This is a genomic window from Paenibacillus sp. J5 (assembly GCF_054955055.1).
In genome coordinates, this window is the sequence record NZ_JBUEDD010000011.1 from 183472 (window position 1) to 196261 (window position 12790).

Sequence of the window (12790 nt, forward strand, 5' to 3'; positions counted from 1 at the left end):
CCCATTCATTCGCCTCGAATGGGATACGTTCATCTTAGGTTAAAGGTATACTTCCTTGCCTTCCCTTGCGGACTCATAGATGGCTAGAATGACATCTACAGCCTTGCGCGCCTCCTCGCCGTTCACCATCGGCTCGCGGTCTTCCCGAATCGCCGCAGTCATATCTCTAATTATACTCGTATGGCCGTTCAAAATAATATCAGATAGATTTCCCACCTGTTCCAAAAAAGAAGGCTTTTTTATAGACGCATCTAAGGTTTCCCACATTCTGATGCCCGTATCATCCAGGATAATCGTCCCGGTATCTCCATGCAGCTCCAACCGGGTTTGCTGGGCCGGATATACGGAGGTCGTCCCCTGAATAACGCCCATGGCGCCATTACGGTATTTGATCAAAGCCACCGCTGTATCCTCCACCTCGATATCGCGCGCCAGCGCCGCCGATCTGGCGTATACCGACTCGATATCGCCCATCATCCATTGCAGCAGGTCGATGCCGTGAATACCCTGATTCATCAAGGCACCCCCGCCATCCAGCTCCCAGGTCCCCCGCCAACCCGCGCTGTCATAATACTGTTGGGAGCGATAATATTTCATATAGACATCGCCCAGGACAGGCTTGCCGAGCAGCCCCGACTGAAGCGCCTCTCTGATCGCTATTGCCTCTGGCAAAGTTCGGCGCTGATACACTACACCCAGCTTGACCCCGCGTGCCCGGGACTCGCGGATCATCGCGTCCATTTTCGTCCGCGTCACATCCAGTGGCTTCTCGCTTAGTATGTGCTTGCCTGCATGAGCAGCCTCGATGGCGCATTGCGCATGCAGGCCGCTAGGCAGACAAATATGAACCAGATCGATCTCCTCTCGGCTTAGCATGTCCTGATAATCCTGGAACACCAGCTCCACATTGAAATCATCTGCGAACCTCTTGGCCTTATCTGCCTCTATATCGCATACCGCGATCAGCGAGGCCCCATCCACCCGTTGGATGGCCTGGGCATGGCTTCGGGCAATAATGCCCGCCCCCGCAATGCCAATCCGAATCTCCCGCTCGTGTGTCATTACGCCCACCTCCCTGCGGATTCATAGACCATGACTCCGCTTTTTATCGTCTGAACTACCTCATATTGTCCATCCTTTTCCTGCAACATCACGAGATCGGCTGGCGCTCCCGGCACTAGCCCCTCCGCTTGAGGCATCCCAAGCTGCCGAGCCGCATGGATCGATGCCATCTCCCAAGCCTCCGCCAGCATACAGATGCCCCGACGGATCAGATGATTGACTCCCCATAATAGCGGCCTGGCCGATCCCGCCAGCAGACGGGGGTCGCTCTGTAGATGCAATCTGCCATCCTCCCGCAGCACAACCTCGCCACCCACCGGCATATGGTATGCTCCCGGCGGCATGCCGCACAGCTGCACAGCGTCGCTGACCAGAACCATGCCACTCCCCTTGACCTTGCATACCACCTTTAATACGGCATCCGGCACATGAAAACCATCGGCAATGACGCAGCAGGCCAGTCGGTCATCCGCCAACTGCGACCACAGATAGTTGGGGTGGCGCGGCAGTAGCGGATGAGCGCCATTGCCAAAATGGGTAATCAGCGAGGCGCCTGCAGCGGCGGCAGCCTCAAGCTGCTCCGGCGTGGCAGCCGTATGCCCAATCGACACCGTAATGCCTGCGGCTGCACACTGTTCAATGAAGGCGGTGCTCTGCGGCCATTCCGGTGATAAGGTCACCAGCTTGATCCAGCCGAAAGCGGCCTCATTCCATTTTTGAAAGCGCTCCCAATTCGGAGCCTGTACATACTCTAGCGGATGCGCACCGCGTGCGCCGTCCTCCGGCGAGATGAACGGCCCCTCCAGATGAAGAGCAGCAACGGTAGACGCCTCCAGGCTATCGCTAGTCAGTGACGAAGCCATAACACTTAAGGAACGCTCAAGCTGCTCCGGCGCGCTCGTAATCAGGGTAGGACAATAAGAAGTCACCCCTGTCTTCCACAAGATCGGCGCGATTCGCTGCGTGATGCCCGTATCCACACTGCCACCATTAAAATCCTCGCCCCCCATGCCATTGACCTGGAGATCAACAAAGCCTGGCCCAATGAGCGGAAGCTGCCGGGCGCTGTCCCCAATATAAGCAATTTCCCGCAGTTCTGTAATCCTCCCATTGCGGCAGCAGACCAGAACACACTTCCCTGTCCGATAATGCCTGCCGAGCAGACAGCCCTCATCGAAGTCCATAGCGCTCCTGCCATTGCTCATCATCGAAGGCATCCTGATCCACATACAGCGTGCAATTCGGATGCTGCCTTAATATCGTCGCTGGACAGGGCGCTCCGATCTCGTCCAGCAGCGTCCGCATGACAGCACTGCGCTTCGCCTGTCCAGGGACACAGCAAAACAGTCGCTTTCCGGCCATCAGGGCCGGAATAGTAAGCGTCAACGCATGTGTCGGCACCTCCTCCAGACGAGCGAAGCAGCCATCATTCACTTGCTGCCGCCTGCAATCCTGATCCAACTCGACTCTCTTGACCCGCAGCGGATCGGCAAAATCTGCAACCGGTGGATCATTAAAGGCCAGATGCCCATTCTCTCCAATGCCCAGACAGACGACATCGATCGGCTCCGCTGCAAGTAATTGAGCATAGCGCTCACACTCCGCCTCCACCTCTGTATGGCCGGAAGCGTTCAACAAGTGCACCTTCCCCGGCTGAACATGCTGGAACAAATTCACCATTAAAAAAGAGCTGAATCGTTGCTCAGACCCTGCTTCCAGTCCGATATACTCATCCATGTGAAACACCGCCACCCGTGACCAATCGATACCGGGGTGAACCGTCAGCTCCCGAAGCAGCTCCCGTTGGGACGGTGCTGCCGCAAAGATGATGCGTACCGTATCCTGAGACGCTAGCAGTTGTATAATGTAGCGTGCCGCCTCCTGACCCGCCCTGCTCCCCAGCGATACCCTGTCTGCGAATACCTCAATCTGCAGCAGACCCGCCTTCAAGCATCGGGGATGTATGGGTATGGAACTCAATGGCTGCCTCCTTCAGCGCCGTATGGCGCATTTGTGATGTTCACCATTAGCATAGCCCACTTCGGCGCCAGGCTCATGTCCCGGAGTGTCCGGTTTCCTCCCGTTCTTGACTGTGGCTGTCCAGTCGCCGTATCAGCCTCCGGTAGGCCTCAGGCGCCAGGCCAGTCAGCCGCTTGAACGTTCTAGAGAAATGAGACGCGTCCTTAAAACCGCTCCTGTAACAAACATCGGTGACCGTATCGCCTGGATGCAGATTGAAGTACAGCTTCGCCTGGGAGATCCTTCTCTTGGTAATGTAATCAAACAGGGTTTCATGCGTGTATTTCTTGAACTGCTTCATCAGGTAGGACTTGCTGACATGCATGCACGCCGCGATGTCCTCCGCCGACAGCTCCTCCATAAAGTGCTGGTCCACATAAAACATCGTGCGATGAATCAACTGCTCCTGATCGCTGAGGGCCGTCCTTATCATATCGCCAGTCTCCTCGAACCGGGAGTAAACGAACAATAATAGCTCGTAAAACTTTAAATTACAGCGGTTCATGGCGACAGCCGTGGGCATATGGTGCAGCTTGTGCAGCTCATGCAGCAGCAGCTCGAACTCCTCCTTCTGCTCTCCCTGCAAGGACCATCGGTAGTAGGTCGATACCTGAAATGGCTTGCCCACATCAACCATCCCTGGGATCAGAGACAGGCTGCGCAATGCCTTGGATTCAAACATAAGCGTTGAACGAATATACTGCTCGGCATCATCCGCAATGGGGCCATGCTCCCGAATCCCGTTCATCACGATCAGATCGCCGGGAGCGAGCTCAAACAGGTCACCACTCAGCAGATATTGACACTTTCCGCTATGAAAATAATAGATCTCGTTGGCTGAATGAGAATGGATATACGGTCGAAGTTTTGAATCGAAGCGATAATTAAACGTCTCAAATTCCTGCATCAGCATCTCTCATCCGTCCCTTGATGTCATCTTTGCTGTTCATTATACAACATGGCATGATACTGGTCGCGCAGCAAATTGTGCCTGCTGACCCCAAGTGAACCCGATATTTACACTGCGAGAACTAAGGCCACGCAATACATTTACGGGAAATATCAATTGGTTTTCGTTTACAATAAAATAGGAGATAAACTACAATATTAGTCATTATATACATGTTCTAAGAACGGAGGAATGGAATGGGATCGATCCTATTAAGGGCTCTATTGTTTGGCGGACTCGTCTACTTTACAACAAATTTCTTATTCGATGGGCAGTTCACAGCACATGATGTCGTTTCCATTGTTATATTGGCGGTACTCATTACCAATGAGATCGTTATGAAGAAAAGTAAACCTAGAAGCTAACCTGGAACAGTGAAAAACCCGTTCTCCGACCACTCGGAAAACAGGCTCTCCCCTCTTATCGTCCCACTGGCTACACCATCGGCGGACGCTTATACTCCGACGGCGAATAGCCGGTCAATTTCTTGAACATCTTGCTGAAATACGGCCAATTCGAGCCGAAGCCAGTCTGCTCCGCCAGAGCCGACACGGTGCAGTGCCCATCCTGCTCTAGCAGCTCCATCGCCTTCTGAATGCGGTAACGCATGACGTAGTTCGTGAACTTCTCCCCGGTTTCCTTCTTGAACATCTTGCTAATATAATCGGGGTTCATATAGATATCGTTCGCGACAGCCTGCAGTGTCAACGACTCCTCCCTATAATGACGCTCCACCCATTGCTTCATCTGGAGCACCATCTGCGACTGTCGGGAGCGGTTCTGCTCATAGCGGCTCAGCGCAATCTCCTTGGCTATAGCAAGTACAAACTGCTGGAAGGACTGGAGAGTGCTCGTCTCGATCATCTGCGGCAGACGATTCATGTAGCCCTGCATCTCCACTGGCCCACTCAGCCGAATGACCTCCACAAAGATCTGAATCAGATAGGACTTGGTCTTGGAGATGTCATCGCGCAGCTCCGACAGCTGTCGAAACATTCTTCCCAGCTCCGCCTCGGCATCCTGCCAATACCCCGCCTTCAGAGCGGCCATCAGCCGTTCCTGATCATACTCGAACTCAGGCAGTCCCGGCTCAACCTGCGGCGCAATGTCGCGCTCCATAATCAGACTGCCCTCGCCCAGATAGAAGCGATGATTCAGATAGACAAGGGTTTGTGTGTAGAGCTGGCGGGCATGGGTTAATTCTCCCGACTCACTTAGCGCAACGGTCAGGTCAAACCGATAGTACTTGGCGAAGGTTGTGCGGATCGTCTCGATCATGCCGAACAATTGCTCCGTGCTAGGCTTATCCTCCATGAGCAGCAGCACATGACGACCGACTGTCGAGCTGAGGATGGGATTGTGGACGATGTCCTCCGCGATATTTTTGACGGCGAACAGATGAAGGTACTCGTGCTCTCCCTCAATCTCCACCAGCAGCAGCCGCACGCGCTGGCTCTGGAACTGGACGCCGAACAGCTCGTCGAAATATTGCCATTCCTTCGCCCCATAGGTTTTATTCGTCACCAGCTCCTTCAGGAAATATTCCTTGGCATGCGGCAGCACACGCTCCAGATTATACTTGATCGATTGCACGAATCGTTCTTGATCAGCCTGCTCGCGTTTCTCACTGACGATCTCCTCAATTGCCTGCACCAAGCTTTCCTCACTGCAAGGCTTCAGCAGGTAATGCTTCACCCCATGCTGCATCGCTGTCTTGGCATATTCAAATTCAGAGAAGCCCGTCAGCATAATGAAGGAGACCCACGGATACTGTGCAGCAACAGCCTCTACCAGTTGCAGGCCGTCCATTCCAGGCATTCGAATATCTGTGATCACAATGTCAGGGCAATGACCCTCCACTATAGCAAGCGCTTCCAATCCATTCTGAGCGGTTCCCACCAGCTCCGTTCCTAGCCGTGGCCAATCCACCACACTAGAGATCCCATCAAGAATTAACCACTCATCGTCCACCAAGAGCACTTTATACATGATGTGTCCCCTCCTGTCTTCCCAACCTGAGGATCGCTCGTCAAGTCCGCCTGGGTCATCAAGCGACGCTTGGCTCGCAAGACGCCACGACCAGCAGCTTCCTACGTTTGCATTTATTGTATCACAGGCGAGCAACAGAGGGAGAACCCTTACACCCAGGAGCAGACACAGGTATAATGAAAAGGAAGCAAAGGAGGGGGAGAGCGCACATCTCTTCTACACATTTTGCACATAACGATGCACGAGAGGGTTGAAGCCTGAAGATGAAGCTCACGATGGAATACGTCCAGACGCCGCAGCAGATTGCTGCCATCGCTGCTCTTGCCGAGGACATCTGGCTCTCGCATTACCAGCAGATGATCTCTGTGGAGCAGATTCACTATATGCTGGAGAAGTTCCAGTCCATTCCTGCGATGACGGAGCAGATCGAAGCGCAGGGCTATGAATACTATGAAATGCTGCTTGAAGGGGAACGCATCGGCTACCTCAGCATCAAGCAGGAGGAGAACCGACTGTTCTTGAGCAAGTTCTATATTCACCAGCAGTATCGGGGCCATGGCTATGCCAGCAAGGCGATGGCATGGCTGACCGGGCTCTGCCAGGAGCGAGGGCTGCATGCCATCTGGCTGACGGTGAACCGCCACAACCGCACAGCGATCGCCGTGTATGAGCAGAAGGGCTTCCGCAAGCTCCGCACTCAGGTCGCAGACATCGGAGGCGGCTTCGTCATGGATGATTACATCATGGAGCTGGCTGTCCCTGCGGGATCATAACAGCGCTTGGCCGGGGCAGCTTAGGCTCTGATTGCGAAGCAGCTCCAGCTATTTTTTCCCTATTGTAATACTTCCGCCATGTTCGCCTCCTCTATGGTGTGGCACAATGAATACCAAGAGGACAGCAGCGCGAGCCGCATAAGTGCAAGCTGTAAGCCAGACGTACCGCCGTCCTCCGCCTTCAGGCTATTGCCGTCCTTCCTTCTACACAACTTGGATCTTAGGGCGGCAGCTCTCCTGAAGCACTGACGGATCAGGCTATCGCATCTCTTCCTTCTAAGCGATATTATGGCTTTCGAATAGAGATGCGAATCCCCTGACCCTGAATCTAATCGATGAGAGGAGGCAGCCGCAGCTCCCCGCTCGGCGCAAGATTCCGCGTGGAATCAGCTCGTGTGGGTGCAGCGGATGACATATGATCAATGCAATCATGCTGCGACGACAACGGAAATGGATCGTCAACCCGGGAGACTGCGCTCTCCCTTATGCCTATATAGCAACTGCCATGAAAAACATGGAGAGTCTTGGCTTCACCCTGTCGAAGCCGCTGGCACAGGCGCTCTCCAGCCTGTCCCCGGAGGCCTTCGCTATAGAATACCAACAGTTGATCGAACAACTGAGGCTGCTCGTCGGCGCTCATGTCGTATACACTCCGATGTATCCCGGCTTCCCTGACCAGGTGATGGCTGAAGGCGATGCGGAGCTGTACCTGAATGCCTTCTTCCATTACGTTACCCTGGCGCTCCCCACAGCTTCTGGAGTCTCCGCCGCTTCAAGAACCGCTTCAGATCATTCAGCACCCGAGAAGAGGGCGCTTCAGACCATTGAACTGGGCAGCATGGACGAATTCCGTCAGATGATCCGCCAGATGATTCAAGCCAGTAGCTCCATCTCGCAGACGGACAAGGAGGACATCGATACGGCTATTCGGCTGGAGAGCGATCCCTCTACACTGTTGCCCGAGCAGATCCCGCTCAAGGAAAATGTCGGCTTCGTCACCGCTGCGCTGCTCCGTCACGGGAAGGCGCACGCAGAACAGTTCGCTCGCTACTTCCATACAGCGACCGATGTGCTGCGGCTTGCCGTCGCACTGTCGGAGGGGGATGTCAGCCTGGCGGAGAGCACCCGCTTTCGCAGGCTCAAGCGAGCCGAGCGCCGACTGCTGCTCGAACTGCTGGAGCAGTGCGGGAACCTCGCCGAGGATATGAGGCGCTATAAGCAGCGGTGGATCAGGCTGGGCGAGATTCTCCATCCAGGCGAATACAAGGCGCGCTATCCACGCTGCTGGGCGGCCTTCGATATGCTGCGTAACGATCGTCCGCTGGACACGTTCGCCGGGCAGGTCGAGCTGGCGCTGCGCTGGTACCAGGCGGATTCGGCGGCGCTGCTGCTCGCCGAGCGTCCGGGCGAATTCGCCCGCAGGCTTGACCATGTGCTGCGTATTCATGATGAGCCGCAGCAGGTGCTCGCCTTGTTCCGCAGTGTGAGCGACCAGGTCGCTACACCCGTGCTGCTGCAATTAATTGCCCACTTCACTCGGCGTCACGATGGCAGACGCTGGCGCACCTTCTTCCCCAAGGGCAATGTCGCCAAGGCGTTTACCATCCCCGGCTCATTGCCGCCGCTAGACGCCACGGTCTGCGCCGCGGCAGCCGATCTATGCAGGGACACACTGCGGCAGCGATTTGCACAGTTGCCACCGCTCGGCAAGGTGTTCGTCGACGAGCAATTGCGGCGTTTCATGGTGCCTCTCGCTCAACGCTCCGCTAGCAGGTCGCTGCGGACACTGACGCGCGGCAGCCGTATCCCGATGCCTCCAGGCGACACGATCCGCTTCTTCCTGTGGTGGAAGGAGGGCATCGTGAACGGCAAGCCAACCGGCCGCGTTGATATTGATCTGTCCGCAATTCTATTTGATGGTGGTTGGCAATATATGGAGCATATTTCTTACACCAATCTGCGCTCTGCCAAATACAAGGCTGCCCATAGCGGAGACATCGTCTCCGCGCCGAATGGAGCCTGTGAATTCATCGATCTGGACATCGACTCGATCCTGGAATATGGCGGCCGATATGTGATGGCCTCCCTGAACTCGTTCACCAGTCAGCCGTATTGCGAGCTGCCGGAATGCTTTGGTGGATGGATGATGCGTCGCAAGCCGGGCTCCGGGGAAGTCTTCGAGCCGTCTGCGGTTATCGATAAGGTCGATGTGACCGCCAATACACAGATCGCCATTCCGGTTATTCTCGATCTCGTCGAGCGAACCGTCATCTGGTGTGATCTGGCGCTGACACGGCATCCGGCCTATCACAATAATGTGGAGGGTCACCTGTCCAGCATGGCGATGATGGGGCAGGCGATGACGACGCTGAGCAAGCCGGATCTGTATGAGCTGTTCCTGCTTCACGCCACAGCGCGTGGACATCTGGTCGGGCACGCACAGGAAGCAGAGACGATCTTCTCGCCGGAGCTTGGCATTACGCCATGGGATACGGAGCGAATTATGGCGGAGTTTATCGCTTAGGGGAAAGTGGTGGGCCACAAGATGCACATAGCCGTCAGTCCCCCGCTCAGTGCATCTCCACGCGCATATAGATAGCAGGCACATGCTCACATAGCCATACATCGTTCTCTGAACGGTAGAATATATAACCCGCCTGATGCATGTCCGCCGCGTCGACTGCCAGCACGGCGGGTTGTCCGTGCCGGGAGCCAACCTTGGCTGCCAGCTTCTGATCCTCTGTTAGATGCACATGCTGACGTGTGCCACGGCGGATGCCCTGCTGCAAGATGGACTGCACATAGTGCTGAGCTGTTCCATGATAGAGCACGGCTGGCGGCATCTGCTGCTTCAGCTCTACATCCACTGTCAGCGAGTGACCCTGGTTGGCGCGAATGCGGGTACGATCCTCATTGAAGCTGTACCGTTGCTTGCTGTTTTCCGCCACAATCCGATCCAGTGCCGCCCGATCGAGCCTTCGCCCGGTACGGTTCACCCCGCGGATCAGCTCATCCACAGACGCCCAGCCGTTCTGATCCAATGTGATGCCTGCCGCCTGCGGCTGATGACGCAGCACCAGACTTAGAAATCTTCCCATCTTAGTATCTTGATAATTTTTTTGATAATTACCTTCATTGTTCTTCATGAACCTTCTCTGCCTTTCTGAAATGTGTCTGAAAACTTCGCAAGGAGCGAATTGTGCTACATCATCGTTCCATGCCAGGCGCTTTACGCAGGCTTACCGGGGGAAGTCAAGGAGGCGCAGGCAGCGGGGAACGAAGAATGGTTAACATTGCCCTTGAGGGAGTTTCCAGACACGCCTAATGTAGGCTAATGTATGGAGGATCTGAATATCTGCTCAAATGCCCTCATACACGCCTTGTTTTTGCTGCTATCCAGCACGGCGTAGATCACTTCATCGAACAAGGCTCCATACCCCTTATCCTCCAGCAGCTCTCTCCACCAGCTTGCTACCTTAGCCGGATCATTGCGGAATACGCCGCAGCCATAAGCACCAAGCACTAGCTTCCGCATACCTTGCTTGGCGAATATCGCCAGCACCAGCTCCATCCGCTCCTTCATGACGCGCTCGGCCTGCTCCGTATCCTCCCCCTTCACCACCACTTGACCGTAGTTGACGGCAGGCATGGTCAGCACGGTCGCTGTCACTGGCTCGGCAAGCAGCCGATACTGTTCATCACGGAAGAACACCACGTCCGGCGATACGATCGCATGGTGGCTGTACATCATAGTGCGGCGGGCGCGATTGTACGTATAATATTCCTCATGCAGCAGCAGCGTAGCATACAGACCGCTGGAGGCTGCCAGACTCTCCTCCTGGGCCATGGCTCCGCCTAGGAAGCCGCCGCCTGGATTTTTGGCACTGGCGAAGTTAAGCACGCCCAGCGTCTGACGTTCCTCCGGCTCACAGGACAGAATCGCCGTCACTGTCGCCTCATTGGTCACCCGCTGCTTCACCTGCGCGCACCCGGACAAGCTGCTGCGTACCTGCTCCAGCAGCCGCTCTCCTTCCTGCGGACGAAGCAGGAAGCTACCCGCTTCCGACCGCTGCTGCAGTGCGGCGATCTCGATGCGCCTTCCCTCCCGTTCGTAATATCCTTGACGAATGATCTGTACCGTCTGCTCTGCAATCTGCTGGCGGCTCTGGCGTCCACCTTCCGTGCTATGCCTCTCTTGAGCCTCTCGTCTCTCTCTATTCATCTTCTCTCCTCCTGCCCGTTCTTGTCGCAAGCGGGTCGTGTCTACATCTGCTCTCCCGCAGTTCGAGGACACACCCTAGTCTATTCTTGGTTGTTGGCTCCGCAGCTCAGCAGTTCGTCACGCACCTGCGTCAGTGCAAAACCAAGCTTATTCCTCCCCCGCCACTTGGGTGGATGCTCCGCATCCGGGTTGCTCTTGCCTAGCCCGATGCCCCAGATGCGATCGCGCGGACTCGCCTCGACCAGGATGCGCCTGCCCGTGCCGATCAGATAATGGCGCAGCTCCTCGTTCTGCGTGAACTTGGCGGCGTTGCCCCGCCTGACGATCTCATAGCTGCTTGCATTCCATAGCTGCTCGTCGAATGGGGAGATCGCGCGGCCGAAGGCCTTCATCTCCTTCGGATGGGCCGCTGCCATAATCGACGCCAGCATCGCCTCATCCCCGAACAGACGCGCCTTCTCCGCCATCATGTATTGCTCGGTGCAGCTATACGTGACACCGTCCACCTCGAAGCGGCATGGCCACCATTGGCTTAGACAGCTCTGATTGACGATTCCGTCCGCCGGTGGCGTATGTCCCCAGAAAAATAAATACTTGAACCGTTCCCCCGCCTCATAGGCGCGACATAATGCTTCCCACTCATATATCATGTGATATTCTCCCAATTTCTACGGAATAGCCGCGAAGGTCGATGACCCGCAGGCTCCGTGTAATGATCGGTTTCCTCCACCAGATGAGCCACCTTCCGGCGAAAGGCCGCCTTCAGCAGCTCTCTCCCGGCGATGACCTCGTACACCTGCTGAAGCTGTGTTAGTGTGAATAGCTCTGGCATGAGATGGAGCGCGATACTCGTCGTCTCCAGCTTGCCCCGCAGCCGCTCGATGGCACATGCGATCAGCTTGGCATGGTCAAAGGCCAGTCCGTCATTGCTCACAATCGTATATTCGGTGCGCGTCGAGGCGCTGGTGAAGGTGGTCTGCTTCTCCACCACCGCCCGCAGGGTGTGCCCTCCCTGCTGGAGCAGCAGCTCATATTGCCAGCTACGCCGAATGCCATCCTCCAGCAGCTCCTTCTGCTCCAACTGTAGCTTATAAGAGACATCGAACCAGGCCGCCTGATCAGCATCGTCCCCGGCCTGTACCTCCACCTTACTGCCGTCGATCAAGGCCATATACGAGCAGCTCATGACCCACGTCCGCGGATCACGCCCTGGCTCGCTGAACGTGTACAACTGCTCCATATAGACCTGATCCAGCCCCGTCTCCTCGCGCAGCTCCCGCCTGGCCGCCTGCTCCGTCGTCTCGTAAGGCCGGACAAAGCCGCCGGGGAGCGCCCAGCCTCCCAAGTACGGATGTCCACCCCGGCGAATAAGCAACAGCTTCAGCCCCTTCTCCGGCAGCTTGCGATAGTTGCTCACCTCGCTGTCAAGCACCGTAAAAATCACCATATCTGCCGCGACGGACGGGCGCTCATAATCTCCGGCATCATACTGCTGCAAAAACTCCTCCTCCGTTAACCCGCTCCGATCCCTAAGTGTCATACGTCTCTTCCTTCCTGTTTCTGTCTCGGGGAAATATCTATATACTTGCAGCATCATGCACGAACTGATGGATAGGCTGACGCTCCACTGTTCTTATGGAGCTTGCTTTGCTATTCGCTATACTTAGTTATTATCATTATGATATTAACTAAGTGATACTAATATAAAACAGTCTCTATAGTCTGTCAAGCCTCCGGCTGGTCTACCACCCTGCACGCAGCCTTTTCAACACTTTT

General features: G+C 55.5%; 11 protein-coding genes. 2 read left to right on the plus strand and 9 right to left on the minus strand.

Features of this window, described 5'->3' with window-relative positions; translation table 11 throughout:
• Positions 1–39: 39 nt before the first annotated feature.
• From ACY1JZ_RS20000 to ACY1JZ_RS20020, 5 genes are all read right to left on the minus strand, one after another.
• Complete coding sequence (locus tag ACY1JZ_RS20000) at positions 40–1062, minus strand: Gfo/Idh/MocA family protein (protein ID WP_462630677.1); 1023 nt, start codon at positions 1060–1062, stop codon at positions 40–42.
• The gene (locus ACY1JZ_RS20005) at positions 1062–2270 is read right to left on the minus strand and encodes an N-acetylglucosamine-6-phosphate deacetylase (protein WP_462630678.1); all 1209 of its coding nucleotides are present in this window, start codon (positions 2268–2270) and stop codon (positions 1062–1064) included. Before ACY1JZ_RS20005 ends, ACY1JZ_RS20000 begins: the two co-directional genes overlap by 1 nt.
• The gene (locus tag ACY1JZ_RS20010; RefSeq protein WP_462630679.1) at positions 2233–3042 is read right to left on the minus strand and encodes a glucosamine-6-phosphate deaminase; all 810 of its coding nucleotides are present in this window, start codon (positions 3040–3042) and stop codon (positions 2233–2235) included. The genes ACY1JZ_RS20005 and ACY1JZ_RS20010 overlap by 38 nt, the downstream gene beginning before the upstream one ends.
• Before the next feature lie 73 nt (positions 3043–3115).
• A complete protein-coding gene (locus ACY1JZ_RS20015) occupies positions 3116–3988 on the minus strand; it encodes an AraC family transcriptional regulator (protein WP_462630680.1) in 873 nt (290 codons plus the stop codon).
• 477 nt (positions 3989–4465) lie between these two features.
• Positions 4466–6019 (minus strand): response regulator, encoded by a 1554-nt coding sequence (locus tag ACY1JZ_RS20020; RefSeq protein WP_462630681.1) that lies wholly within the window; start codon positions 6017–6019, stop codon positions 4466–4468.
• Between the two features lie 263 nt (positions 6020–6282).
• Between ACY1JZ_RS20020 and ACY1JZ_RS20025 the strand changes: the two genes are divergently transcribed.
• A complete protein-coding gene (locus ACY1JZ_RS20025) occupies positions 6283–6792 on the plus strand; it encodes a GNAT family N-acetyltransferase (RefSeq protein ID WP_462630682.1) in 510 nt (169 codons plus the stop codon).
• Between the two features lie 415 nt (positions 6793–7207).
• The gene (locus ACY1JZ_RS20030; RefSeq protein WP_462630683.1) at positions 7208–9316 is read left to right on the plus strand and encodes a TerD family protein; all 2109 of its coding nucleotides are present in this window, start codon (positions 7208–7210) and stop codon (positions 9314–9316) included.
• A 46-nt stretch (positions 9317–9362) separates the two neighbouring features.
• Here the strand turns inward: ACY1JZ_RS20030 and ACY1JZ_RS20035 are convergent, their stop codons facing one another.
• The 4 genes from ACY1JZ_RS20035 to ACY1JZ_RS20050 form a co-directional block, all read right to left on the minus strand.
• Entirely contained in the window at positions 9363–9938 is a 576-nt protein-coding gene (locus ACY1JZ_RS20035; protein ID WP_462630684.1) for an RNA 2'-phosphotransferase, read from the minus strand.
• A gap of 185 nt (positions 9939–10123) precedes the next feature.
• Positions 10124–11014, minus strand: a complete 891-nt coding sequence (locus ACY1JZ_RS20040) for a TIGR02452 family protein (protein ID WP_462630685.1) — start codon at positions 11012–11014, stop codon at positions 10124–10126.
• 80 nt (positions 11015–11094) lie between these two features.
• Positions 11095–11664, minus strand: a complete 570-nt coding sequence (gene ybiA / locus ACY1JZ_RS20045; RefSeq protein ID WP_462630686.1) for a riboflavin biosynthesis intermediates N-glycosidase — start codon at positions 11662–11664, stop codon at positions 11095–11097.
• A complete protein-coding gene (locus ACY1JZ_RS20050; RefSeq protein ID WP_462630687.1) occupies positions 11661–12554 on the minus strand; it encodes an NUDIX hydrolase in 894 nt (297 codons plus the stop codon). The genes ybiA and ACY1JZ_RS20050 overlap by 4 nt, the downstream gene beginning before the upstream one ends.
• Positions 12555–12790: the final 236 nt, after the last annotated feature.